This window comes from Pseudomonas sp. MF4836, from assembly GCF_002018875.1.
Classification (GTDB): Bacteria; Pseudomonadota; Gammaproteobacteria; order Pseudomonadales; family Pseudomonadaceae; genus Aquipseudomonas.
Map to the genome: position 1 here is coordinate 11,518 of NZ_MVOL01000009.1, position 24,427 is coordinate 35,944.

23 protein-coding genes and 1 tRNA gene are annotated in these 24,427 nt (G+C 59.4%); 12 read left to right on the forward strand and 12 right to left on the reverse strand.

The features are described 5' to 3' along the window. Nucleotides 1-291 precede the first annotated feature (291 nt). The 12 genes from arcD to MF4836_RS20800 all read left to right on the forward strand — a co-directional run bounded on the left by arcD (nt 292) and on the right by MF4836_RS20800 (nt 14,564). Entirely contained in the window at nt 292-1,719 is a 1,428-nt protein-coding gene (gene arcD, locus MF4836_RS20745; protein WP_078471842.1) for an arginine-ornithine antiporter, read from the forward strand. 46 nt (nt 1,720-1,765) lie between these two features. Then, on the forward strand, nt 1,766-3,022 hold the full coding sequence (arcA, locus tag MF4836_RS20750; RefSeq protein ID WP_020297282.1) for an arginine deiminase: 1,257 nt from the start codon (nt 1,766-1,768) through the stop codon (nt 3,020-3,022). A 75-nt stretch (nt 3,023-3,097) separates the two neighbouring features. Further along, a complete protein-coding gene (locus MF4836_RS20755; protein WP_078471843.1) occupies nt 3,098-4,108 on the forward strand; it encodes an ornithine carbamoyltransferase in 1,011 nt (336 codons plus the stop codon). A 64-nt stretch (nt 4,109-4,172) separates the two neighbouring features. Next, the gene (arcC, locus tag MF4836_RS20760) at nt 4,173-5,102 is read left to right on the forward strand and encodes a carbamate kinase (protein ID WP_078471844.1); all 930 of its coding nucleotides are present in this window, start codon (nt 4,173-4,175) and stop codon (nt 5,100-5,102) included. Between the two features lie 73 nt (nt 5,103-5,175). Continuing rightward, nucleotides 5,176-5,535 carry a DUF5064 family protein gene (locus tag MF4836_RS20765; protein WP_078471845.1) on the forward strand — a complete coding sequence of 120 codons (360 nt, stop codon included), beginning with the start codon at nt 5,176-5,178 and terminating at the stop codon, nt 5,533-5,535. A 123-nt stretch (nt 5,536-5,658) separates the two neighbouring features. Then, nucleotides 5,659-7,167 (forward strand): sigma-54-dependent transcriptional regulator, encoded by a 1,509-nt coding sequence (locus MF4836_RS20770; RefSeq protein ID WP_020297278.1) that lies wholly within the window; start codon nt 5,659-5,661, stop codon nt 7,165-7,167. Between the two features lie 312 nt (nt 7,168-7,479). After that, entirely contained in the window at nt 7,480-7,863 is a 384-nt protein-coding gene (gcvH, locus tag MF4836_RS20775) for a glycine cleavage system protein GcvH (protein WP_078471846.1), read from the forward strand. Nucleotides 7,864-7,872: 9 nt separating this feature from the next. Further along, nucleotides 7,873-10,722, forward strand: a complete 2,850-nt coding sequence (gcvP, locus tag MF4836_RS20780; RefSeq protein WP_078471847.1) for an aminomethyl-transferring glycine dehydrogenase — start codon at nt 7,873-7,875, stop codon at nt 10,720-10,722. A 114-nt stretch (nt 10,723-10,836) separates the two neighbouring features. Continuing rightward, a complete protein-coding gene (locus MF4836_RS20785) occupies nt 10,837-12,213 on the forward strand; it encodes an L-serine ammonia-lyase (RefSeq protein WP_078471848.1) in 1,377 nt (458 codons plus the stop codon). A gap of 41 nt (nt 12,214-12,254) precedes the next feature. After that, nucleotides 12,255-13,379, forward strand: a complete 1,125-nt coding sequence (gene gcvT, locus MF4836_RS20790) for a glycine cleavage system aminomethyltransferase GcvT (RefSeq protein WP_078471849.1) — start codon at nt 12,255-12,257, stop codon at nt 13,377-13,379. Between the two features lie 382 nt (nt 13,380-13,761). Continuing rightward, on the forward strand, nt 13,762-13,974 hold the full coding sequence (locus MF4836_RS20795; RefSeq protein WP_007977299.1) for a cold-shock protein: 213 nt from the start codon (nt 13,762-13,764) through the stop codon (nt 13,972-13,974). 101 nt (nt 13,975-14,075) lie between these two features. Then, complete coding sequence (locus MF4836_RS20800) at nt 14,076-14,564, forward strand: RDD family protein (RefSeq protein ID WP_078471850.1); 489 nt, start codon at nt 14,076-14,078, stop codon at nt 14,562-14,564. Between the two features lie 61 nt (nt 14,565-14,625). On the opposite strand, the gene nadA is transcribed toward MF4836_RS20800, so the two are convergent. The 12 genes from nadA to ybgC all read right to left on the reverse strand — a co-directional run bounded on the left by nadA (nt 14,626) and on the right by ybgC (nt 24,348). After that, on the reverse strand, nt 14,626-15,684 hold the full coding sequence (gene nadA, locus MF4836_RS20805; protein ID WP_078471851.1) for a quinolinate synthase NadA: 1,059 nt from the start codon (nt 15,682-15,684) through the stop codon (nt 14,626-14,628). Nucleotides 15,685-15,990: 306 nt separating this feature from the next. Next, nucleotides 15,991-16,749, reverse strand: coding sequence for a lipopolysaccharide biosynthesis protein (locus MF4836_RS20810; RefSeq protein WP_078471852.1), 759 nt, complete (start codon nt 16,747-16,749; stop codon nt 15,991-15,993). Nucleotides 16,750-17,308: 559 nt separating this feature from the next. Continuing rightward, nucleotides 17,309-17,384 (reverse strand) — tRNA-Lys (locus MF4836_RS20815). 63 nt (nt 17,385-17,447) lie between these two features. Continuing rightward, nucleotides 17,448-18,149, reverse strand: a complete 702-nt coding sequence (gene queC, locus MF4836_RS20820; RefSeq protein ID WP_078471853.1) for a 7-cyano-7-deazaguanine synthase QueC — start codon at nt 18,147-18,149, stop codon at nt 17,448-17,450. Nucleotide 18,150: 1 nt separating this feature from the next. Next, entirely contained in the window at nt 18,151-18,798 is a 648-nt protein-coding gene (gene queE / locus MF4836_RS20825) for a 7-carboxy-7-deazaguanine synthase QueE (protein WP_078471854.1), read from the reverse strand. A 166-nt stretch (nt 18,799-18,964) separates the two neighbouring features. Then, nucleotides 18,965-19,786 (reverse strand): tol-pal system protein YbgF, encoded by an 822-nt coding sequence (ybgF, locus tag MF4836_RS20830; RefSeq protein WP_078471855.1) that lies wholly within the window; start codon nt 19,784-19,786, stop codon nt 18,965-18,967. Between the two features lie 6 nt (nt 19,787-19,792). Continuing rightward, nucleotides 19,793-20,290, reverse strand: coding sequence for a peptidoglycan-associated lipoprotein Pal (gene pal, locus MF4836_RS20835; protein WP_003178634.1), 498 nt, complete (start codon nt 20,288-20,290; stop codon nt 19,793-19,795). Nucleotides 20,291-20,342: 52 nt separating this feature from the next. Continuing rightward, complete coding sequence (gene tolB, locus MF4836_RS20840; RefSeq protein WP_177326775.1) at nt 20,343-21,623, reverse strand: Tol-Pal system beta propeller repeat protein TolB; 1,281 nt, start codon at nt 21,621-21,623, stop codon at nt 20,343-20,345. Between the two features lie 17 nt (nt 21,624-21,640). Beyond that, nucleotides 21,641-22,720 (reverse strand): cell envelope integrity protein TolA, encoded by a 1,080-nt coding sequence (tolA, locus tag MF4836_RS20845; RefSeq protein ID WP_078471856.1) that lies wholly within the window; start codon nt 22,718-22,720, stop codon nt 21,641-21,643. Further along, nucleotides 22,720-23,172 (reverse strand): protein TolR, encoded by a 453-nt coding sequence (gene tolR, locus MF4836_RS20850; RefSeq protein ID WP_161955761.1) that lies wholly within the window; start codon nt 23,170-23,172, stop codon nt 22,720-22,722. The genes tolA and tolR overlap by 1 nt, the downstream gene beginning before the upstream one ends. Nucleotides 23,173-23,195: 23 nt before the next feature. Then, nucleotides 23,196-23,891 (reverse strand): protein TolQ, encoded by a 696-nt coding sequence (tolQ, locus tag MF4836_RS20855; protein WP_020297264.1) that lies wholly within the window; start codon nt 23,889-23,891, stop codon nt 23,196-23,198. Beyond that, on the reverse strand, nt 23,881-24,348 hold the full coding sequence (gene ybgC / locus MF4836_RS20860; protein WP_020297263.1) for a tol-pal system-associated acyl-CoA thioesterase: 468 nt from the start codon (nt 24,346-24,348) through the stop codon (nt 23,881-23,883). The genes tolQ and ybgC overlap by 11 nt, the downstream gene beginning before the upstream one ends. Nucleotides 24,349-24,427: the final 79 nt, after the last annotated feature.

Here is a 24,427-nt window from a genome sequence, read left to right on the forward strand (position 1 = left end):
TCGAGCCCATGTACTAAGTGCCATCATTATGACCTGTTTCAAGACCGTTACATGATTTGCACATTCGGCAAAACGAACTAGCTTGAACCCTCGTCGCCGATGAGAAGTCTTGTTGTTCACGCAGCTTGAAGGCTCTGGAAAGCGCTTTCCAGACGCCCAATGATCATATGGAAATGTTCCTTAAGTCATTCATAAACAATGGAATGTAGCAATGAACTGATCTAAGTCAGCTATTCAAAATGATATCAGCCCTACGCTGACAACTCTCTTCTCCTGCATTGGAGTCATGCAATGTCTGACACTCCCGGAAAACTACGATTAGGTGCGCTAGTCGCCTTGGTAGTCGGCTCGATGATTGGCGGCGGGATCTTCTCATTACCGCAAAACATGGCCGCCAGTGCCGACGTCGGTGCAGTTCTTATTGGTTGGGCCATTACCGCGGTGGGGATGTTGACCCTGGCTTTTGTGTTCCAGACCCTGGCCAATCGCAAGCCGGACCTGGACGGCGGGGTCTACGCCTACGCCAAGGCCGGTTTCGGCGATTACATGGGTTTTTCCTCGGCCTGGGGCTACTGGATCAGCGCCTGGCTGGGCAACGTCGGCTACTTCGTGTTGCTGTTCAGCACCCTGGGTTACTTCTTCCCGATCTTTGGCGAGGGCAATACGCCCGCCGCGGTGATCGGCGCCTCGGTGCTGCTGTGGGCCGTGCACTTTCTGGTGCTGCGCGGGATCAAGGAAGCGGCGTTCATCAACCTGGTGACCACGGTCGCCAAAGTCGTGCCATTGCTGCTGTTTGTGTTGATCGCGATCTTCGCCTTCCGCCTGGATATCTTCACCGCTGACATCTGGGGCGTGAAAAACCCGGACCTGGGCAGCGTGATGAACCAGGTGCGCAACATGATGCTGGTCACCGTCTGGGTATTTATCGGCATCGAGGGCGCGAGCATCTTCTCGTCGCGGGCGGAAAAACGCTCGGACGTGGGCAAGGCCACGGTCATCGGCTTTATCACCGTGCTGCTGTTCCTGGTCCTGGTGAACGTGCTGTCCCTGGGGATCATGACCCAACCGGAACTGGCCAAGCTGCAGAACCCGTCGATGGCCGCCGTGCTGGAGCATGTGGTCGGCCACTGGGGCGCGGTGCTGATCAGCGTCGGCCTGATCATCTCGCTGCTGGGGGCATTGCTGTCGTGGGTGCTGCTGTGTGCGGAGATCATGTTCGCCGCGGCCAAGGACCACACCATGCCGGAGTTCCTGCGCAAGGAAAACGCCAACCACGTACCGGTCAATGCGCTGTGGCTGACCAATGCCATGGTCCAGCTGTTCCTGATCATCACCCTGTTTTCGGCCAGTACCTACCTGTCGCTGATCTACCTCGCGACCTCGATGATCCTGGTGCCCTACCTGTGGTCCGCGGCCTACGCGGTACTGCTGGCGGTGCGTGGCGAAAGCTACGAACAGGCCCTGGCCGAACGCAAGAAAGACCTGTTCATCGGCGCCATCGCCCTGATCTATGCGATCTGGCTGCTCTATGCCGGCGGCGTCAAATACCTGCTGCTGTCCGCCCTGCTCTATGCCCCCGGCGCGATCCTGTTCGCCAAGGCCAAGCTGGAACTGGGCAAACCGATTTTCACCAACGTCGAGAAGCTGATTTTCGCCGCGGTGGTCCTGGGCGCCCTGGTGGCGGCCTACGGACTCTACGACGGCTTCCTGACTCTGTAAGACCCGCTCGTAACATTGGATGTTATGTCACTGGAGGAACACTGTAATGACCACGGTAAAAGCTAAGTACGGCGTACATTCCGAAGCCGGCAAACTGCGCAAAGTCATGGTTTGCTCCCCAGGCCTGGCCCATCAGCGGCTGACCCCGAACAACTGCGACGAATTGCTGTTTGACGATGTGCTGTGGGTCGCCCAAGCCAAGCGCGACCACTTCGATTTCGTCACCAAAATGCGCGAGCGCGATATCGACGTGCTGGAAATGCACAACCTGTTGACCGATATCGTCGCCATCCCCGAAGCCCTGGACTGGATCCTGGAACGCAAGATCACTGCCAACCAGGTCGGCCTCGGCCTGGTCAATGAAGTCAGCTCCTGGCTGCGCAGCCTGGAGCCGCGCAAGGTAGCCGAGTTCCTGATCGGCGGGGTTTCCGCCGATGACCTGCCGAGCAGCTTCGGCGGCAAGACCATCGAAATGTTCCGCGATTTCCTCGGCCACTCCAGCTTTATCCTGCCGCCGCTGCCCAACACCCAGTTCACCCGTGACACCACCTGCTGGATCTACGGTGGCGTGACCCTGAACCCGATGTACTGGCCGGCGCGACGCCAGGAAACCCTGCTGGCCAGCGCCATCTACAAATTCCACCCCGAGTTCACCAATGCCGACTTCCAGGTCTGGTACGGCGATCCGGACCAGGAACACGGCAACGCCACCCTGGAAGGCGGCGACGTGATGCCGATCGGCAATGGCGTGGTCCTGATCGGCATGGGCGAGCGTTCCTCGCGCCAGGCCATCGGCCAACTGGCGCTGAACCTGTTCAAGCACAAGGCCGTGGAACGGGTGATCGTTGCCGGCCTGCCGAAATCCCGCGCAGCCATGCACCTGGACACCGTGTTCAGCTTCTGCGACCGCGACCTGGTGACCATCTTCCCGGAAGTGGTGAACCAGATCGTCGCCTTCACCCTGCGCCCTGATGAAAGCAAGCCGGGTGGCATCGATATCCAGCAGGAAAAAACCAGCTTCCTCGACACCGTGGCCGCCGCCCTCAACCTCAAGGCCCTGCGCGTGGTGGAAACCGGCGGCAACAGCTTCGCCGCCGAACGCGAGCAGTGGGATGACGGCAATAACGTGGTGGCCCTGGAACCGGGCGTGGTGATCGGTTACGACCGCAACACCTACACCAACACCCTGCTGCGCAAGGCCGGTGTCGAAGTGATCACCATCAGCGCCGGCGAACTCGGCCGTGGCCGTGGCGGCGGCCACTGCATGACCTGCCCGATCATCCGCGATCCTATCGACTACTGATTTTTCTTCCATGCTTGCCGCCGCGCGCACCCCGAGCCGCGGCAAGTGGACGACCGAAACCAAAGGAGATCCATCATGGCTTTTAACATTCACAACCGCAGCCTGCTGAGCCTTGAGCACCACACCCCGCGTGAACTGCGCTACCTGCTGGACCTGTCCCGCGACCTCAAGCGTGCCAAGTACACCGGCACCGAGCAGCAGCACCTCAAGGGCAACAACATTGCGCTGATCTTCGAAAAAACCTCGACCCGCACCCGCTGCGCCTTCGAAGTGGCGGCTTATGACCAGGGCGCGAACGTCACCTATATCGATCCGAACTCGTCGCAAATCGGCCACAAGGAAAGCATGAAGGACACCGCCCGCGTGCTCGGGCGCATGTACGACGCCATCGAGTACCGCGGCTTCAAGCAGGAAATCGTCGAAGAACTGGCCAAGTTCGCCGGCGTACCCGTGTTCAACGGGCTGACCGACGAATACCACCCGACGCAAATGATCGCCGACGTGCTGACCATGCGTGAACACGCCGACAAGCCGATCCACGAGATCAGCTACGCCTACCTGGGCGACGCCCGCAACAACATGGGCAACTCGCTGCTGCTGGTGGGCGCCAAGCTTGGCATGGACGTGCGCATCTGCGCGCCCAAGGCCCTGTGGCCCCATGACGACCTGGTCGAGCGCTGCAAAAAATACGCGGAAGAAAGCGGCGCACGCATCACCCTCACCGAAGACCCGAAAGCCGCGGTCAAGGGCGTGGACTTCATCCACACCGACGTCTGGGTCTCCATGGGCGAGCCGGTGGAAGCCTGGGCCGAGCGCATCGAGCAATTGCTGCCGTACCAGGTCAATGCCCAGCTGATGAAGGCCACCGGCAACCCACGGACCAAGTTCATGCACTGCCTGCCTGCGTTCCATAACAGCGACACCAAGGTTGGCAAGCAGATCGCCGAGCAGTATCCGCACCTGGCCAATGGCATCGAAGTCACCGACGACGTCTTCGAATCGCCGGCCTGCATCGCCTTCGAGCAAGCGGAAAACCGCATGCATACCATCAAGGCGATCCTGGTTTCGACACTGGCCGATCTGTAATCCCCCCTCCCGTGCAGGCGCCGCCCTGCCGACGCCTGCACGGGAGCTCTAGAAGGACTGCATTATGCGTATCGTCGTTGCACTGGGCGGTAACGCCCTGCTCCGCCGTGGTGAACCCATGACCGCGGACAATCAACGCGCCAACATCCGCATCGCCACCGAACAGATTGCCAAGATCCACCCCGGCAACCAGTTGGTGATCGCCCACGGCAATGGTCCGCAAGTCGGCCTGCTGTCGCTGCAGGCAGCGGCCTATACCCAGGTTTCGCCCTACCCGCTGGATGTGCTCGGTGCCGAAACCGAAGGCATGATTGGCTACATCATCGAACAGGAACTGGGCAATCTGCTGGACTTCGAAGTCCCGTTCGCCACTTTGCTGACCCAGGTCGAAGTCGACCCCAAGGACCCGGCATTCAAGAACCCGACCAAGCCCATCGGCCCGGTGTACAGCAAAGCCGAGGCGGAGAAACTCGCCGCCGAAAAAGGCTGGGCCATCGCTCCCGACGGCGACAAGTTCCGCCGCGTGGTGGCCAGCCCGAAACCCAAGCGCATCTTCGAGATTCGCCCGATCAAGTGGCTGCTGGAAAAGAGCAGCATCGTGATCTGTGCCGGCGGCGGCGGAATCCCCACCATGTACGGCGAGGACGGCAAGCTGCGGGGCATCGAGGCGGTGATCGACAAGGACCTGTGCTCGGCGCTGCTGGCCGAACAGCTGGAAAGCGATCTGCTGGTGATTGCCACTGACGTCAACGCAGCCTTTATCGACTTCGGCAAGCCGACCCAGAAAGCCATCGCCCAGGCCCACCCGGATGAAATCGAGAAGCTGGGCTTCGCTGCCGGCTCCATGGGGCCCAAGGTCCAGGCCGCCTGCGAGTTCGCCCGCAACACTGGAAAAGTCGCGGTGATCGGTTCACTCTCGGACATCGAGGCGATCGTCCAGGGCAAGGCCGGCACCCGCATCAGCACAGCCAAGCCGGGTATCAGTTACCAGTAAATCGCCAGTCACAAGAACTTCGGGGCGGGCCCTGTGCCTGCCCCTACTTCAATGCCTTGAAGGAGAGACGCCCATGGCCACGTTCGAGCCCGGTCACCTGCATATCGAGCGCCACGCGCTGAACAAGGACGACTACAGCTACAACCTGTGCATCGACTACGAGGTCACCCAGGACCCCAAGGAAGGCAAAGGCATGCTCTTCACCCTGCATGGCACCATCGAGGACAAGCCCCTGAAGGAACAGTTCTTCCTGGCCAAGGACCTGGCCTTCGACTTCGCCCGCCATGCCACCCGCATCGCCCAGCAATACGGGATGCCCAAAATCGCCAGCATCGGCTCGATGCACAAGTACTACGACGAAATGTTCGAAGATGTACGCAAGCAACTGGAGGTCAAACCCGGCGACCCGGTGAAACCCGAACACCTGGCGTAACCCCCTCCCCGTGGTGAGGGAACCACTGCCCTCGCCACCCTGTTCACGCTGCGCGCATTTCACCTTGGCCCTCCCCCAAGGCATACTGGCCACCCTCCGCTTCGCAGAACCGTCAGCCTCCCCATGCGTATCCACGTCAGTTTCATCGACCGCGTCGGCATCACCCAGGAAGTCCTGGCCCTGCTCGGCGGGCGTAATCTCAACCTGGATGCGGTGGAGATGGTTCCACCCAACGTGTACATCGATGCCCCAACCCTCAGCCCGCAGGTGCTGGAAGAGCTGCGCGATGCGCTGTTCAACGTGCGTGGGGTCCAGGCGGTGACCGTGGTCGATATCCTCCCCGGCCAGCGTCGCCACTTGCAGCTCGATGCCCTGTTGGCGGCCATGACCGACCCGGTGCTGGCCCTGGACAGCGCGGGCAAGGTGCTGCTGGCCAACCCGGCGCTGATTGCCCTGTATGGCCGTGAACCGGCCGGCGAAAGCGTCGCCGAGCTGTTCGCCGACCCGGCGCTGCTCGACAGCCTGCTGGAGCAAGGCTTTCGCCTGCCCCTGCGGGAAATCACCTTGAATGGCCAGACCCTGCTGCTGGACGCAACGCCCATCACCGACGCCGGCGCGCTGCTGACACTGTATCAGCCGAACCGGATCGGCGAGCGCCTGTCGGCCCTGCACCACGACCATGCCGAAGGTTTTGATGCCCTGCTCGGGGAATCACCCGCCATCCGCACCCTCAAGGCCCGCGCCCAACGCGTGGCAGCCCTGGATGCGCCGCTACTGATCCAGGGTGAAACCGGCACCGGCAAGGAGCTGGTAGCCCGCGCCTGCCATGCCATCAGCGCGCGCCATGGCGCTCCCTTCCTGGCCCTGAACTGCGCGGCGCTGCCGGAGAACCTCGCCGAAAGCGAACTCTTCGGTTACGCCCCCGGCGCGTTCACCGGGGCCCAGCGCGGCGGCAAGCCGGGGCTGATGGAACTGGCCAACCAGGGCACGGTGTTTCTCGACGAAATCGGCGAAATGTCGCCTTACCTGCAGGCCAAGTTGCTGCGCTTCCTGAACGACGGCAGCTTCCGCCGGGTAGGGGGCGATCGCGAGGTCAAGGTCAATGTGCGGATCCTCAGTGCCACCCACCGTGACCTGGAAAAAATGGTCAGCGAAGGCACCTTTCGCGAGGACCTGTTCTATCGCCTGAACGTGCTCAATGTCGAAGTCCCGCCGCTGCGCGAGCGCGGCCAGGACATCCTGCTGCTGGCGCGCTACTTCATGCAGCAGGCCTGTGCACAGATCCAGCGCCCGGTCTGCCGCCTGGCCCCCGGCACCTACCCGGCCCTGCTGGGCAACCGCTGGCCGGGCAACGTGCGCCAGTTGCAGAACGTGATCTTTCGCGCCGCGGCCATCTGCGACAGCAACCTGGTGGACATTGGCGACCTGGACATCGCCGGCACCTCCGTGGCGCGCCAGGGCGATTCCGAGGTCGGCAGCCTGGAGCAGGCGGTCGAAGCGTTCGAGAAGAGCCTGCTCGAAGGTCTCTACCTCAATTACCCCTCGACCCGACAACTGGCCAACCGCTTGCAGACTTCCCACACTGCCATCGCCCATCGCCTGCGCAAGTACGGCATTCCCGGTAAAGCCTGAGCGTTCAGGCAAACCCGCTGAAAACGACCTCCACCTGTACTGAAAGCGCTACAGCGGAACGATTTCGCTACACGCGTCTACAATCAGTGCTGCCCAAGGCTTTGATCCTCAAAGCGTTTTTTCAAACGTCCCAGCTGTAGCGATTTCGCTACAGCAGCTCCCACACCCTCTTCCGAAAAATCATACAAGCCATTGATTTTAAACAACTAAAAAACATTGGCCGCGTTTTTGCTATGGGTTTAGCCATTCGCTCTGCATTGCAAGAGCATTCAATCGCGTCCACCAGACGAGTCTGGCCCCTGAGGAGTTTCCATGAGCGAGTTGCGTTTTACTGAAGATCACGAATGGCTGCGTACCGAAGCTGATGGCAGCGTCACCGTAGGCATTACGCCTTTCGCGCAAAACGCCCTGGGCGACGTGGTATTCGTGCAACTGCCGGAGCTGCAGAGCTACGACAAAGGCGCCGAAGCCGCCACCGTGGAATCGGTAAAAGCCGCCAGCGGCGTGTACATGCCACTGGACGGGGAAGTGGTCGAGACCAATCCGGCCCTGGACAGCAGCCCGGAGCTGGTCAACGAAGACCCGCAAGGCGCAGGCTGGTTCTTCCGCTTTATTCCCGCCGATGCCGCCGCCGTCGGCCAGTTGCTGGACCAGCACGCCTACGACCGCCTGATCAAAGCCAACGCCGAAGCCTGAGGAGCCGCCATGACTATCAATCTCAGCACCGCCAACGAATTTATCGCCCGTCATATCGGCCCGCGCCAGGGTGACGAGCAAGCCATGCTCAACAGCCTGGGCTTCGATTCCCTGGAAGCCCTGAGCGCCAGCGTCATCCCCGAGAGCATCAAGGGCACCAGCGTGCTCGAACTCGGCGCCGGGCAAAGCGAAGCCGATGCCCTGGCCTCGATCAAAGCCATCGCTGCCAACAACGAACTGTTCAAGACCTACATCGGCCAGGGCTACTACAGCTGCCACACGCCATCGCCGATCCTGCGCAACCTCCTGGAAAACCCGGCCTGGTATACCGCCTACACGCCCTATCAGCCGGAAATCTCCCAGGGTCGCCTGGAAGCCCTGCTGAATTTCCAAACCCTGATCAGCGACCTCTCCGGGCTGCCGATCGCCAACGCCTCCCTGCTCGACGAAGCCACCGCCGCCGCCGAAGCCATGACCTTCTGCAAGCGCCTGAGCAAAAACAAAGGCAGCCACGCCTTCTTCGCCTCCGTGCATTGCCATCCGCAAACCCTTGACGTCCTGCGCACCCGTGCCGAACCCCTGGGCATCGACGTGGTGGTGGGCGATGAGCGCGAACTGAGCGATGTCAGTACCTTCTTCGGCGCCCTGCTGCAATACCCGGCGAGCAACGGCGATGTGTTCGACTACCGCGAACTGACCGAACGCTTCCACGCCGCCAATGCCCTGGTGGCCGTGGCCGCCGACCTGTTGGCCCTGACCGTGCTGACCCCGCCGGGCGAATTCGGCGCCGACGTGGCCATCGGCAGCGCGCAGCGCTTTGGTGTGCCGCTGGGTTTCGGTGGCCCGCACGCGGCCTACTTTTCGACCAAGGATGCATTCAAGCGCGACATGCCCGGCCGCCTGGTGGGCGTGTCGGTGGACCGTTTCGGCAAGCCGGCGCTGCGCCTGGCCATGCAGACCCGCGAGCAACATATCCGCCGCGAGAAAGCCACCAGCAACATCTGCACGGCCCAGGTCCTGCTGGCCAACATCGCCAGCATGTACGCCGTGTATCACGGCCCGAAAGGCCTGACCCAGATCGCCAACCGCATCCACCACCTGACTGCGATCCTGGCCCAGGGCCTGGGCGCGCTGGGGGTGACCGTCGAGCAACAGCACTTCTTCGACACCCTGACCCTGGCCACCGGCACGCACACCGCCGCTCTGCACGACAAGGCCCGCGCCCAGCGCATCAACCTGCGGATCGTGGATGAGCACCGCCTGGGCCTGTCCCTGGATGAAACCACCAGCCAGGCCGACGTTGAAACCCTGTGGAGCCTGCTGTCCGACGGCCAGGCGCTGCCGGATTTCGCCGCCCTCGCCGCTTCGGTGACCAGCACCATCCCCGCCACTCTGGTACGCCAGTCGCCAATCCTCAGCCACCCGGTCTTCAACCGTTACCACTCGGAAACCGAGCTGATGCGCTACCTGCGCAAGTTGGCCGACAAGGACCTGGCACTGGACCGCACCATGATCCCGCTGGGTTCGTGCACCATGAAACTCAACGCCGCCAGCGAAATGATCCCGGTGACCTGGGCCGAATTCGGCGCCCTGCACCCGTTCGCCCCGGCCGAGCAAAGCGCCGGCTACCAGCAACTGACCACCGAGCTTGAGGCCATGCTCTGCGCCGCCACCGGCTACGACGCGGTGTCCCTGCAGCCGAACGCCGGCTCCCAGGGCGAATACGCCGGCCTGCTGGCCATTCGTGCCTACCACCAGAGCCGTGGCGATGAGCGCCGTGATATCTGCCTGATCCCTTCGTCCGCCCACGGCACCAACCCGGCCACCGCCAACATGGCCGGCATGCGCGTGGTGGTCACCGCCTGCGATGCCCGGGGCAACGTCGATATCGAAGACCTGCGGGCCAAGGCCATCGAGCACCGTGAACACCTCGCGGCACTAATGATCACCTACCCCTCGACCCACGGCGTGTTCGAAGAAGGCATCCGCGAAATCTGCGGCATCATTCATGACCACGGCGGCCAGGTGTACATCGACGGCGCCAACATGAATGCCATGGTCGGCCTCTGCGCCCCGGGCAAGTTCGGCGGCGACGTTTCGCACCTGAACCTGCACAAGACCTTCTGCATCCCCCACGGCGGTGGCGGCCCGGGCGTGGGCCCGATCGGCGTCAAATCGCACCTGGCGCCCTTCCTGCCTGGCCACGCAGCCATGGAGCGCAAGGAAGGCGCGGTGTGCGCGGCACCGTTCGGCAGCGCGAGCATCCTGCCGATCACCTGGATGTACATCCGCATGATGGGCGGCGCCGGCCTCAAGCGCGCCTCGCAGCTGGCGATCCTGAATGCCAACTACATTTCCCGGCGCCTGGAAGAGCACTACCCAGTGCTCTACACCGGCAGCAATGGCCTGGTGGCCCACGAATGCATCCTCGACCTGCGCCCGCTGAAGGACAGCAGCGGCATCAGCGTCGATGACGTGGCCAAGCGCCTGATCGACTTTGGCTTCCACGCACCGACCATGTCGTTCCCGGTGGCCGGCACCCTGATGATCGAGCCGACCGAAAGTGAATCCAAGGAAGAGCTGGACCGTTTCTGCGACGCCATGATCCGTATTCGCGAAGAGATCCGCGCCGTGGAAAACGGCACCCTGGACAAGGACGACAACCCGCTGAAAAACGCCCCGCACACGGCGGCGGAAATCGTCGGCGAGTGGACTCACCCCTACAGCCGCGAACAAGCGGTGTACCCGGTCGCGTCCCTGATCGAAAGCAAGTACTGGCCACCGGTAGGCCGGGTCGACAACGTATTTGGCGATCGCAACCTGGTGTGCGCCTGCCCGTCGATCGAGCTTTACGCGTAAAGCAGTTGCAAGCGCCAAGTTTCAAGCTGCAAGTTAAAGGCCGGCCGGCTGTTTCTTGCAGCTTGTGACTTGAAGCTTGCCGCCGCTCCTATAACAAGAAACCGGAGAGCCACCATGTCCCTGAGCGTGTTCGACCTGTTCAAGATTGGCATCGGCCCCTCCAGCTCCCACACCGTCGGCCCGATGCGCGCGGCTGCGCGCTTCGTCGAAGGACTGCGCCGCGAGGGCCTGCTGACGGCCACCACCCGCGTCAAGGTCGAGCTGTACGGCTCGCTCGGCGCCACTGGCAAGGGCCATGGCAGCGACAAGGCGGTGCTGCTGGGCCTGGAAGGTGAACACCCGGACACCGTGAATACCGAGACCATTGCCACTCGCCTGCATGACATCCGCTGCAGCGGACGCCTCAACCTGCTGGGCGAACACCTCATTGCATTCAATGAGAAAGAACACCTGGCCATGATCCGCAAGCCGCTGGCCTACCATCCCAACGGCATGATCTTTCGCGCCTTCGATGCCGCCGGTATCCAGATCCGCAGCCGCGAGTACTACTCGGTCGGTGGCGGTTTCGTGGTGGATGAAGACGCCGCAGGCGCCGACCGGATTGTCGAAGACGCCACGCCCCTGACCTTCCCCTTCAGGAGCGCCAAAGACCTGCTCAGCCATTGCAGCACCTACGGGCTGTCCATCAGCGCGCTGATGCTGACCAATGAAAGTGCCTGGCGCCCGGAAGCGCAAACCCGCGCCGGTCTGCTGCAGATCTGGCAAGTGATGCAGGACTGCGTGGACGCCGGCTGTCGCAACGAAGGGATTTTGCCCGGTGGGCTCAAGGTCAAGCGACGGGCAGCGGCGTTGCACCGGCAACTGTGCAAGCACCCTGAGTCGGCGCTGCGCGATCCGTTGTCGGTGCTGGATTGGGTCAACCTGTATGCCCTGGCAGTCAACGAGGAAAACGCCAACGGCGGGCGCGTCGTGACGGCGCCCACCAACGGCGCCGCCGGGATTATTCCGGCCGTGCTGCATTACTACATGCGCTTTATCCCGGGTGCGAATGAAGACGGCGTGGTGCGTTTTCTGCTCACTGCCGCCGCCATCGGCATTCTGTACAAGGAAAACGCCTCGATTTCCGGTGCCGAAGTGGGTTGCCAGGGCGAGGTCGGCGTGGCCTGTTCGATGGCCGCCGGTGCGCTGTGCGAAGTATTGGGCGGCACGGTGTCTCAGGTCGAAAACGCCGCCGAGATCGGCATGGAACACAACCTGGGCCTGACCTGTGACCCCATTGGCGGGCTGGTACAGGTGCCGTGCATCGAACGCAACGCCATGGGCTCGGTGAAAGCCATCAACGCCGTGCGCATGGCCCTGCGCGGCGATGGCCAGCACTTCGTGTCCCTCGACAAAGTCATCCGCACCATGCGCCAGACCGGCGCCGATATGAAAAGCAAATACAAGGAAACCGCCCGCGGCGGTTTGGCCGTCAACATTATCGAATGCTGAAGCGACCTCGATCGCTTGCGCAGTTTTTTCAGGAGCTCAATATGTCCACCGAACACCTGCTGCACACCCCGTTGCACGCCCTGCACCTCGAACTCGGCGCGCGCATGGTGCCCTTCGCCGGCTACGACATGCCGGTGCAATACCCACTGGGAGTGATGAAGGAACACCAGCACACCCGTGAACAGGCCGGGTTGTTCGACGTGTCACACATGGGCCAGATCCGCCTGAGCGGCGCCAACGCGGCGCAAGCCCTGGAAACCCTGGTGCCGGTCGACATCATCGACCTGCCGGCCGGCATGCAGCGCTACGCCATGTTCACCAATGACCAGGGCGGCATCCTCGACGACCTGATGGTCGCCAACCTGGGCAACGACCAGCTGTTCCTGGTGGTCAACGCCGCCTGCAAGGACCAGGACCTGGCCCACCTGCGTCAGCACATCGGCGATCAATGCAGCATCGAGCCGTTGTTCGAGGAACGTGCCCTGCTCGCCCTGCAAGGCCCGGCCGCAGTCACGGTGCTGGCACGCCTGGCCCCGGAAGTCGCACAGATGACATTCATGCAGTTCAAGCCGGTGACCGTCAGCGGCATCGACTGCTTTGTCAGCCGTTCGGGCTACACCGGCGAAGACGGTTTCGAGATTTCGGTCCCTGCCTCCAGCGCCGAAGCCCTGGCCCGTGCGCTACTGGCGGAACCGGAAGTGGCGGCCATCGGCCTTGGTGCCCGTGACTCGCTGCGCCTGGAGGCGGGCCTGTGCCTGTATGGCCACGACATGAACAACGAGACCACGCCCATCGAGGCAAGCCTGCTGTGGGCCATCTCGAAGGTTAGACGCGCCGACGGCGCCCGAGCGGGTGGCTTCCCGGGTGCCGAACAGGTGTTCGCACAGCAGCAGAACGGCGTCAGCCGCAAACGCGTCGGCCTGCTGCCGCAGGAGCGTACGCCGGTGCGTGAAGGTGCGGAAATCGTCAATGGAGCTGGCGACATCATCGGTAGCGTCTGCAGTGGCGGTTTCGGACCGACCTTAGGTGGCCCTTTGGCAATGGGTTACATCGACAGCCGTTATAACGCACTCGATACGCCAGTTTGGGCGATTGTTCGTGGGAAAAAGGTGCCTATGCTTGTAAGCAAAATGCCATTTGTCCCACAACGCTACTATCGCGGTTGAACAACTGTTTCTATAAGTAACGCGGTTGCGTTAGAAGTGCACTAATCTGTAACGCAACCGCCATAAAACAGTGCACGTTTTCGATATTGAACTTGGCTTATAACAATTGAATAACTCTATCGTCTAAGCATGGCCAGACAGGTCCAACCAATAGGCCAAGGCCGAGCAAAACCGGGGGATTTCGCAGGGCTTGTTTTTTCTCCCGTAGTTGGCGTAGAGTTTCTCCACTGTGTTTGCATGGGTCGCTTGGAACCGTGACCTGGGCAGTAGCCAACAAGTTAGCTACAACCCGTTCGACGTCTCTTACTTTCCTGCAACCCAGCCCAGTACTCTTTCTTGAGAAAGAGACTGTCATTAATTTTTGTGTCAAAGGAAATAAGAAATGTCCCAACGTCAGAGCGGTACCGTCAAGTGGTTTAACGACGAGAAAGGTTTTGGTTTTATCACTCCAGAAAGCGGTCCGGATCTGTTCGTGCATTTCCGCGCCATTCAGGGCAACGGCTTCAAGAGCTTGAAAGAAGGCCAGAAAGTGACCTTCATCGCCGTGCAGGGCCAAAAAGGCATGCAGGCTGACGAAGTTCAAGCCGAAGCTTAATCGTCTGTAACGAAAAAGCCTCTGATGCTGACATCAGAGGCTTTTTTGTGCGTGCAATTCCGTAAAATGGCTTCTTTTCAGCCCCAGACGAGAGCCGTGCCATGTCGAAACACCTGCTAAGCCCCCAAGGCGACTTCCCTGCCGTCGGCCTGGGCCGCCGCCTGGCAGCGATGTTCTATGATTTCCTGCTGTGCACCGCATTGATGATCGTCACCGGCGGCATCTACAAAATGATCCAGATGCAGATCATCGGCGAAGCCAAAATGCGTGCGTTGACCGAAGCCGGCGTCTTGGATGGGGACCCGCTGTACTCCACTGTGTTGCTATTTGTGTTGTTCGGCTTCTTCGCCAAGTTCTGGACCTACTCCGGCCAGACCTTGGGCATGCAGGTCTGGGGCATTCGCGTACAGAACGCCGATGGCAGCAGCATCAGTCTGTGGCAGGCGCTGCTGCGCTTTATCGTCTCGATCGCCTCGTGGCTATGCCTTGGCCTGGGGTTCTTCTGGGTACTGATCGACAAACAAAAGCGCAGCTGGCACGACATTTACTCCAGCAGCCAGCTGGTACGCATTCCCAAGAAGAAAAAGTAATTCGCCACATATAAAAACGCCCCGACAGATCGGGGCGTTTTTGTTTGACCGGCAAAACAGATCAGGCATTGCCTGCCAGCTTCATCCGCGCGGCCTGGGTGAAGTCCAGCATGCGTTTGAGCGGGCGAATCGCGTGGGGGATCAAGGCCGGGTCGACGAAGATCTCGTTACTGCCCGTACGCAGGCATTGCAGGGTGCGCTCCAGGGTGTTCATGGCCATCCAGGGGCAATGCGCGCAACTGCGGCACGCCGCGCCGTTACCGGCCGTAGGCGCCTCGATAAAAACTTTGTCCGGGCACAGCTGCTGCATTTTGTAGAAAATCCCGCGATCGGTCGCCACGATCAGGGTCTTGTTCGGCAAGCGTTGGGCCGCGGCAATCAGTTGACTGGTGGAACCCACCGCATCGGCCAGCTCGATCACTGAGGTCGGGGACTCCGGGTGCACCAAAATCGCCGCGTCCGGATACAAAGCCTTCATATCTTCGAGCTGTTTGGACTTGAACTCTTCATGGACGATGCATGCACCGTCCCAGAGCAGCATGTCGGCTCCGGTCTGGCGCTGGATATAAGTACCCAGGTGTTTGTCCGGGCCCCAGATAATGGTTTCGCCGTTATCCATCAGGCTTTCGACAATTTCCAGGGCGCAACTGGAAGTCACCACCCAGTCAGCGCGGGCTTTGACCGCCGCCGAGGTATTGGCATACACCACCACGGTGCGCTCTGGGTGTTGATCACAGAACGCCGAGAACTCTTCCACCGGGCAGCCCAGGTCCAGGGAGCAGGTCGCCTCGAGGGTCGGCATCAGCACACGCTTTTCCGGGTTGAGGATCTTTGCGGTTTCCCCCATGAACTTGACCCCAGCTACCACCACCGTCTTGGCCGGGTGCGCATTGCCGAAGCGAGCCATCTCCAGGGAGTCGGAAACACAACCGCCAGTTTCCTCGGCCAAGGCCTGAATCACCGGATCACAATAGAAATGCGCCACCAGCACCGCGTCCTGAGCCTTTAGCTCGGCGGCGATAGCAGCACGGTAGCGGGCCTCCTCATCAGCACTGAGCGGCTTGGGCTGCTTGGCATCGAGGTGGGCTTGAACCAGAAGGCGTTCGGAAATCTGCGTCATGTTCGCAAGACCTGCAGGCGCATTCGCGCGAAAGTCGAGTATACACCCGGCTCCGGACCACTCGGGTCCCGCCGGGAGAGTGAGTTTTTATCAGGCACGGACAGCTGTTAGGCCGGCAAGGCTACAGAATATCCCCTTGATGTAAAAGATGATTCTGAGCAGCGGGAGGTCGTGCACATCGCCCGTGCAAAGCCCTCGGCACTCAGCGCTCGCTCAAGAGCGCCAGGAACCGTTGGTGCCTATCAAGAATGGAGAAACATGGGTGATTACTGAGTGTGTGGTCGTCACCGGTTGTTCGGAGCCCTATTAGATAATGCGGCCAAGTTCATCCAGGCTTATCTGAGGTATTACATCCGAAGGTATGCGTGAGGAGTTGGATAAGTTGTAGACCTGAAAGCGATCACCCATCACTTTCTCGGAAACTATTTCGAAGGAAGGCAAAATTCTGGTGAAAAAATGTTGATCCAGTCCACAGGGGGAAAGATCCGTAGTCCTGTCTTCGTAAAATCGTCTTGCTGATTGGTTGAGGTCGACTCCCACCATTACTGCTTTGGTGAAACCCGCGTGATAAGCAATTTGCAGTGCCAGATAAGCCACTGTGCGGGCATCAAAGAAACCCCGTTTAAGATTTTTACTGAAGCCAATTCGGCGATTGCGGCGCCTGAGAAAATTGCGGTTCCTTATCAGCTCATTGTCTTCGCCCATTAACTCCGTCCAGGAAAGTTTGGGGGCTTTACTTAGCAGAAACACCTCCCCGCTTGGAGTAATGGACGAGGCCCGTAAATGCTCTTCCCACAAAGCAACCCGCTCACTAATCAACATCGCCTGGGAAAACAACTCGGGCTGCTGATTGGAGAAGTCCCTATCGGTACAGGTATAGAAGAACGGTTTGACTCCAGTGCCAACAAACTTTGAAATCGCCCCATTCATGGTAATCATTGGGACGTGAGCAAAATCCTCAGGATGAAAATCCTTGGCAGATGCACCCGAGGCAATAATAAACACAGTGCCTTGCTGGATGTTACGACAATCATCCAAGTCGCGAATATTGGGAATGCAACTCATTTGCACTCATCCAACCTTTGAAGTCATCTGGCTCAACATCAGATAAATCACACTACTAACCCCTTCGCGCAGAAAACGAAAAATTATATACAGACAAATCCACACAAAAAACCAACACATGTAAAAAATAATTACTCAATCTAAATCGATAGCAAACAAACTCAATCATCGAATCATATTGATAGCATTGAACTGATTGGTATCAAATTGCTTACATTGACCACTGAGGCGGCGAACTTCGGATAATGAGCGGCGATAAAGCGGATTTAATGTATCAAACGCACAAGGACAAGACCTTGTCATGGGCAGCAGTAGCTTGGGCGTTCAGAAAGACTGCAAAAAAATCGGGCGCTGGCCCGATACACCTCTGAAGCCCTTCGGCACTTGATGTCGATTCGGCCCCATCAATTCAACGGCGACCTGAGATACCGGTCCAGGCAGGGAAAACAGCACGAGGCCGTGCCCGGGAGGACTGACCCTGACCACCGAATTGCGAGCAAAAAAAAACCCGGAAATCCTCACTTGCGTGGGCCTTCCGGATTTTCTAAACCGCCAAAAATGGTGGGTCGTGTGGGATTCGAACCTACGACCAATTGGTTAAAAGCCAACTGCTCTACCAACTGAGCTAACGACCCGCTGTGTGGTGGCGCGTATAATACTGATTTCTAACGGGAATTCAACACCTTATTTGAAATAAATCAGAAATAAGGTGTTGGGTCAGTAATCCCGGCTGCGGAAAAGCCTTCTGCGCGCAGGCGGCAGCTGTCACATTTGCCGCAGGCGTAGCCTTTATCGTCGGCCTGATAGCAGGAAACGGTCAGCCCGTAGTCGACCCCCAGCTTGACCCCCGCCTTGACGATTTCAGCTTTGCTAAGGTTCTGCAGGGGCGCCTGGATGCGAAAGCCCTGCCCCTCTACACCGGCCTTGGTCGCCAGGTTGGCCATGCGCTCGAAGGCTTCGACGAACTCGGGGCGGCAATCCGGGTAGCCGGAATAATCCACAGCGTTGACGCCGATGAAAATGTCGCGTGCGCCCAATACTTCCGCCCAGCCCAGCGCCAGGGAAAGAAACACCGTATTACGTGCAGGCACATAGGTGATCGGAATGCCTTCACTTGGGCCTTCCGGTACAGCGATCGCGCTATCGGTCAAGGCCGAACCACCGATGCCATTCAGATTCAGGCCGATGACCTTGTGTTCAATCACCCCCAGATCGCGAGCCACACGCTCGGCCGCCTGCAGTTCGGCGCGATGTCGCTGGCCATAGTCGAAGCTCATGGTGTAGCAGCTGTAACCCTCGGCACGGGCCATGGCCACCACCGTGGCCGAGTCCAGCCCGCCAGACAGGAGGATTACCGCACGCTTTTGCGTGGAGGGAATGTCATCTGCTTGCTCGGTCATATCAGCGCCCCGGCTCGTCGTTCCAAAGATATTTGTGCAACTGCAATTGCAGGCGCACAGGCAGGTTGTCCGCCACCACCCAGTCAGCCAGGTCGCGTGCGTTCAGGTCATGGTGGCTGGGGGAGAACAACACCTCGCCTGCACGCCGCTCAAGGCCGTACTGGATCAGCTTGGACACAGCCCAGTCATAGTCTTCACGGGAACAGATGACAAACTTGACCTGATCGTTAGGTGTCAGCAGGTCGATGTTTTCGTAGCGATTGCGCCGAACCTCTTCCGACCCGGGAGTCTTCAGATCAAGCACCCGACTGACTCGCGAGTCGACCGCAGAAATATCCAGCGCACCACTGGTTTCGAGGGAGACCTCGTAACCCGCGTCGCACAACTGTTTGAGCAAGGGAATGGCGTTAGGTTGCGCCAGCGGCTCGCCACCGGTGACACAGACATAACGCGGGCGGAACTCGGCAACCTGCTCGAGGATGCTGTCCAGCGTACGCAGGGTGCCACCGCTGAAGGCATAGGCACTGTCACAGTACTGGCAACGCAACGGGCAACCGGTCAGGCGCACAAATACTGTGGGCAGCCCGGCAGTCCGAGTTTCCCCCTGCAACGAGTAGAAAACTTCGGTGATTCTCAATGTGTCTTGCATAGTCGCCACGGGCGTAACAGCTAAACAGGCTGTCCGCCTCCGTCAGGCACTTCAAGAGACTCCGCCAACGCGTGAGCCCCAGGAAGCGTGTTTCATAAAAAGGGCATGGATTCTAACGAAAAAACCCGCGGCAAGCGCGGGTTTCTTCAAAGCGGTCAAGCCATGATTACATGCGTTGCAAATCGCGCTGTGCCAATTGAGCAGCGGAAGTGCCCGGATATTGCGCAACCACCTGCTGCAGAATGCCTTTGACCCGGTCGTTGTGACCCAGGCGGCGCTCTACGTCAGCCAGTTTATACAGCGAGTCCGGCACTTTGGCGTGCTTGGGATACAGCTGGGATACCTTGGCAAAAGCCTGACCCGCGCCTTGCAGGTCGCCCTTGGCCAGGTTCACTTCGCCCAACCAGTACTGGGCATTACCCGCGTATTGGCTGTTCGGGTATTTACGCAGGAAAGCGCCAAAAGCCTGGCTGGCCTTGTCGAAATCCTTGGCTTTGATCAGGTCGAAAGCTGCATCGTAATACAGCTTTTCCTTGGCCGGATCACCCGGTTCACTGCTGGCTGCAGGGGCTTGTGTCGCAGCTCCGGCAGCCGCACCGGCGGTATTATCACCACCGGCAGAAGAATTATCAGGAGTGGCGGCAGGTGCAGCGCCAGATCCAATGCGCCGATCAAGATCCTGGTATCGCTCCAGGTTTTCCTGCTTCATGCGCGAAACATCATTTTGCAATACTTCAATCACACCTTGTTGCCGTGCGATTTGCTCCTGCATTTGCTGCAGTTGCTGGAACAGCTCGCCCTGTGCCGAGACAGGGGTCGAAACCCCTCCCCCGGCATAGGCGCCGTTCGTACCATAACCCGCTGGCGGATAACTGCCCCCGCTATTGTTATAGCCTGAGTTGTTATCGACCACAGGAACCGCAGCCCACGCCGCAAGCGGCGCGAGGCTGAGAGCCAAAATAGTTACAGCACGACGGCACGTTCGCATGACGAATTACTTACGCAGTTCGACGCGACGGTTTTGAGCCCAGGACTGCTCGTCGTTGCCGGTAGCAACTGGACGCTCTTCGCCGTAGGAAACCAGTTCCAGCTGAGCTGGGGAAACACCTTGCAGTACCAGGTAGCGCTGAACGGCTTTCGCACGACGCTCGCCCAGTGCCATGTTGTACTCACGAGTACCACGTTCGTCGGTGTTGCCTTCCAGAACAACGCGAGCGCCGTTTGCTTTCAGGTCTTTGGCGTGAACGTCCAGAGCGCGCATGGCTTCTGGCTTCAGGTCCGAGCTGTCGTATTCGAAGTAGAAGGTGGTGATTGCGCGCAGAGCAGCTTCTTCGCTCAGGGAGCCGTCAACTGCACCAGTGTTAGCGCCGTAACCAGCGTTTGGATCAACAGCGCCTTCGCCAGCGTTGTCGCCGCCTTTGGAGGAGCAACCTACAGCTACAGCCATGGCCAGAGCCAGCGCAGCAAACTTACCAAACTTCAGCATTTCCATCGTGAAACTCCTAATGAACCCCAGTGTGTTAAGTAAAACGTGTAGCGCCGCGTCAGTTCAGGTAAGGGGACCAGGAAGGTTCTCTGACTTCGCCTTGTGCGGTAGGAAGCGGGAGCCTTACGCGTCCATTAATGGACACGAGCATCAAGACTCCCCGGCCCTGCTGGCGGGTGGCGTAGATTACCATGGTGCCGTTGGGCGCAACAGTAGGCGACTCATCAAGTGTGCTATCTGTAAGGATTTTTACGCTTCCGCGCTGCAAATCCTGAGCCGCAACCTTGAAGTTTGTGAAGCCGTCCTGCCGGTGAATCATTACCAGCGTCTTTTCATCCGCCGACAATTTCGGGTTGGCGTTGTAGTTACCAATAAAGGTCACACGCTCTGCACCACCGCCGCTGGCGCTGGTTTTGTAGATCTGTGGCTTGCCGCCACGGTCCGAGGTGAAGTAGATAGTCGACCCATCTTTACCCCAGAAAGGTTCGGTGTTGATACCCGGGCCACTGGTGACACGGGAGATCTGACGCGAACCCAGGTTCATCACATAAATATCCGGGTTACCGTCCTTGGACAGTACGAAAGCCAGGCGCTGACCATCTGGAGACCAGGCAGGAGCACCGTTCAGCCCTTCAAAGTTGGTGATCTGCTCGCGACGGCCGGTGTCGATGTGCTGGACAAAGATGCGCGGACGCTTCTGTTCGAACGACACATAAGCGATACGCTTGCCATCCGGAGCAAAGCGTGGCGACAGGATCGGCTCACGGGATTGCAGCAGAGTCACCGCACGCGCACCGTCGTAGTCCGAGCGTTGCAGGGTGTAACGGGTGTTTTTCTCGGAAAACCGCTCAGCCGTCACATACAGCATGCGTGTCGAGAAGGCACCCTTGATACCGGTGAGTTTTTCGAACGACTGGTCGGCGATGTAGTGGGACATGTCGCGCAGTTGATCAATGCTGCCCGACACGCTGCCGGTCAGCACTTGCTGCTCGGTGGCGACGTTGAACAGGGCGTATTGCACCTGCAGGCGACCGCCCGCCGGAACAATGCTGCCGACCATGATGTACTGGGCGCCCAGGGCCTTCCAGTCACGGTAGATGACTTCGCTGGCCTGAGTCGGCAGGCCGATCATGTTCTGTTTTGGAATCGGCGAGTAGTAACCCGAGTTGCGCAGGTCGTTACCGATGATTTCCGCCATGTCGTCCGGCAGCACGCTGCCACCCTGCCAGCCGAAAGGAACTACGGCGATAGGGGTGGCCCGGTCACTACCGCTAGTGACCAGAATGTTCTTTTCATCCGCTGCCGCTATCCCTGCCATACAGCAAATAACGACAAGCATTCCTCGAAGAAGGTTTCTCACAAGGCTAGATCCTCAGGTGTGAATGTCATCTTGAATGAACGATAGGGAGCGAAATCGCTCGGTTTCATTCCCTGCATTTCTGTCAAACGCCCAATGTTCTTGACTGCCGCCACCGCCGAAGCGTCGAACGGACCGTCACCACTGGACTTGGATACGCTGACCGTGGTCACCGTACCGTCAGGCAACATGCCGATTTGAAGCACAACCGTCATACCCTTGCGTGCCGAAGGAGGACGAGCCCACCCTTCTGCCGCCCGAGCACGAATCAGATCGTCGAAACTGCCCGCGACTTCATCGCCCTGCTCATCGGCCAAGGCCTGCTGGCGCTGCGGCGTGTCGGAAAGCAAGTCAGCCAAGGCCTGGGCCTTTTTCTCTTCGGCTGATTTACGCGCGGCTTCCTGCGATTTCTTCTTCGCAGCATCGGTGGCAGCTTTCTTCTTCGCGTCTTCGGCGACTTTTTTCTTCGCCTCGTCAGCTTCAGCTTTCTTCTTGGCGTCTTCCGCGGCTTTTTTCTTCGCGTCTTCGACTATCTTTTTCTTCGCTTCTTCAGCGGCCTTTTTCTTGGCCTCTTCTTCAGCGGCTTTCTTGGCTTCTTCTTCGGATTTCTTCTTGGCTATATCAGCCAATTGTTTCTCTTCAGCTTTTTTAGCTTCCGCAGTCTTCTTCGCTTCGTCGGCTTTCTTGGCTTCATCAGCCTTTTTTGCCTCGTCCGCTTTCTTCGACTCGTCCGCTTTCTTTGCTTCTTCGGCTTTTTGAGCCGCTTCTTCTTTCTTTTGTTCCGCAGCCTTCACCGCTTCCTGCTCGACCTTCTTCTGCTCCATCTGTTCGACTTCGGTCTGACGCGCGGCGGATTTCTTCGCCTCACCCGCAATCTTCTGATTGGTCTGGGTGGTTGCCTGACTTTTCGATTTCAGCTGATACAGGGTCGCCTGGACAATCGGCTTGGCCGGTGGCAACTCAGGCGTAAAGGCAAAGCTGACGAACAGCATGCCAAATACCAGAATGTGCAGGCCTACTGCCCAGACACTCGGCCAGAAGTAGCTTTCCGAGGCGGACGGCTCTCGCTGTTGGTGCATCAGGGCGCCTCGGTAATCAAGCCAACGTTACCGACCCCGGCTTTCTGCAATCCGCCCATGGCCCCCATCACGGCACCATAGTCGACGGTCTTGTCGCCGCGAATGAACACCTGGGTGTGCTTGCCGCCTTCATTGCCGGCACGGATGATCTTGGTCACCGCGTCGGTCATTTGCGGCAAGGTCATCGCCTTGTCCTGCTGCTTGTCGGTATCGACTTCGCTGCCAAGGTTCCAGTAATAGGTCTTGTCAGCCTTGATCGAAATGGTCAGGACCTGGGTGTTGTTGTCTTGCGGCAAGGCTTCGCTGGAAACCTTGGGCAGATCAACCTTCACCCCCTGATTGAGCATCGGCGCGGTCACCATGAAGATGACGAGCAGCACCAACATCACGTCGATGTAGGGCACTACGTTCATCTCGGCAACCGGCTTGCGCTTTTTGCGAGCTCGAGCGATTAAAGCCATTGGAAATTACCTGCTTATTCTTCGCTGGTGTGCACTTTACGGTGCAGGATCGCCTGGAACTCATCGGCGAAGGTGTAGTAGCGGCTGGTCAGGGTTTCGCTGCGCGCGGCAAAGCGGTTGTAGGCGATAACTGCCGGAATCGCCGCGAACAGGCCGATTGCGGTGGCAACCAGGGCTTCGGCGATACCCGGGGCCACAGTGGCCAGGGTCGCTTGCTGGGCGGTAGCCAGGCCACGGAAGGAGTTCATGATCCCCCACACCGTACCGAACAGGCCGATGTACGGGCTCACGGAGCCAACGGTCGCCAGGAACGGCAGGCCGGTCTCGAGCTTTTCTTCTTCGCGGGAAATAGCCACGCGCATGGCACGGGCGACGCCTTCCATCACGGCTTCCGGGTCAACGCCGGGCTGCTGGCGCAGGCGGGAGAACTCTTTGAAGCCGGCACGGAAAATCTGCTCCACACCCGAATCTGGGTCCGGGTTGCTGCCAGCCTGGCGATAGAGTTTGGACAGGTCGATACCCGACCAGAAGCGCTCTTCAAAGCTCTCCAGGGCACGTCGACCGGCACGCAGCATATTGCTGCGCTGAAAAATCATGACCCATGAGGTCACCGATGCGGCCACCAGAATCAGCATTACCAACTGCACCACGACGCTGGCATTGCTGACCAAGCTCCACATGGAGGAATGGTCGACGACGTTAGCTTCCACGCTTTATCTCCTGCTCTGAGTGTGTACCCGCGCCGCTCACGTCGGCAAAGGCCGCACGTAGAGCTTCGGGAATGGCCCGGGGTTTCAAACTATCGGCGCGCACACAGGCCACCAAAAACTGCCCTTCACAGAGCAGCGCATTATCCGTAGCCCGCCTGACCTGCTGTTTAAAGCGCAGGCTGACCCGGTTCAATTCGATTACTTGTGCACTTACCAGAAGTTCGTCATCCAGTCGCGCCGGCGCGTGGTAGCGCGCTTCGCTGGAATGCACGACGAACAACAGGTTCTCCCCTGCCAGCTGCGATTGGGCGAAGCCCAGATCACGTAGCCGCTCGGTTCGAGCCCGCTCCATAAACTTAAGGTAATTAACGTAATACACGATGCCGCCGGCATCGGTGTCCTCGTAATAAACGCGACAACGATGTGCGAACGACTCAAGCCCGTTTTGCGCGCGCATACTCTAGTGCTTACTCCTCAGGTTGCCAATCCGGCCAGGCAACTGTTTTTCATTCTCCTGCGCCTTTCTTGCGAAAGAA

Coding starts and splice junctions, on each gene's coding strand:
- nadA (WP_078471851.1), bottom strand. CDS start 15,684: ATGACGCAGATTTCCGAACGCCTTCTGGTTCAAGCCCACCTCGATGCC.
- pal (WP_003178634.1), bottom strand. CDS start 20,290: ATGGAAATGCTGAAGTTTGGTAAGTTTGCTGCGCTGGCTCTGGCCATG.
- ybgF (WP_078471855.1), bottom strand. CDS start 19,786: ATGCGAACGTGCCGTCGTGCTGTAACTATTTTGGCTCTCAGCCTCGCG.
- gcvH (WP_078471846.1), top strand. CDS start 7,480: ATGAGCGAGTTGCGTTTTACTGAAGATCACGAATGGCTGCGTACCGAA.
- tolA (WP_078471856.1), bottom strand. CDS start 22,720: ATGCACCAACAGCGAGAGCCGTCCGCCTCGGAAAGCTACTTCTGGCCG.
- MF4836_RS20765 (WP_078471845.1), top strand. CDS start 5,176: ATGGCCACGTTCGAGCCCGGTCACCTGCATATCGAGCGCCACGCGCTG.
- gcvP (WP_078471847.1), top strand. CDS start 7,873: ATGACTATCAATCTCAGCACCGCCAACGAATTTATCGCCCGTCATATC.
- MF4836_RS20785 (WP_078471848.1), top strand. CDS start 10,837: ATGTCCCTGAGCGTGTTCGACCTGTTCAAGATTGGCATCGGCCCCTCC.
- gcvT (WP_078471849.1), top strand. CDS start 12,255: ATGTCCACCGAACACCTGCTGCACACCCCGTTGCACGCCCTGCACCTC.
- arcD (WP_078471842.1), top strand. CDS start 292: ATGTCTGACACTCCCGGAAAACTACGATTAGGTGCGCTAGTCGCCTTG.
- tolB (WP_177326775.1), bottom strand. CDS start 21,623: ATGCTTGTCGTTATTTGCTGTATGGCAGGGATAGCGGCAGCGGATGAA.
- ybgC (WP_020297263.1), bottom strand. CDS start 24,348: ATGCGCGCGCAAAACGGGCTTGAGTCGTTCGCACATCGTTGTCGCGTT.
- arcA (WP_020297282.1), top strand. CDS start 1,766: ATGACCACGGTAAAAGCTAAGTACGGCGTACATTCCGAAGCCGGCAAA.
- MF4836_RS20755 (WP_078471843.1), top strand. CDS start 3,098: ATGGCTTTTAACATTCACAACCGCAGCCTGCTGAGCCTTGAGCACCAC.
- arcC (WP_078471844.1), top strand. CDS start 4,173: ATGCGTATCGTCGTTGCACTGGGCGGTAACGCCCTGCTCCGCCGTGGT.
- MF4836_RS20770 (WP_020297278.1), top strand. CDS start 5,659: ATGCGTATCCACGTCAGTTTCATCGACCGCGTCGGCATCACCCAGGAA.
- MF4836_RS20800 (WP_078471850.1), top strand. CDS start 14,076: ATGTCGAAACACCTGCTAAGCCCCCAAGGCGACTTCCCTGCCGTCGGC.
- queC (WP_078471853.1), bottom strand. CDS start 18,149: ATGACCGAGCAAGCAGATGACATTCCCTCCACGCAAAAGCGTGCGGTA.
- queE (WP_078471854.1), bottom strand. CDS start 18,798: ATGCAAGACACATTGAGAATCACCGAAGTTTTCTACTCGTTGCAGGGG.
- MF4836_RS20795 (WP_007977299.1), top strand. CDS start 13,762: ATGTCCCAACGTCAGAGCGGTACCGTCAAGTGGTTTAACGACGAGAAA.
- MF4836_RS20810 (WP_078471852.1), bottom strand. CDS start 16,749: ATGAGTTGCATTCCCAATATTCGCGACTTGGATGATTGTCGTAACATC.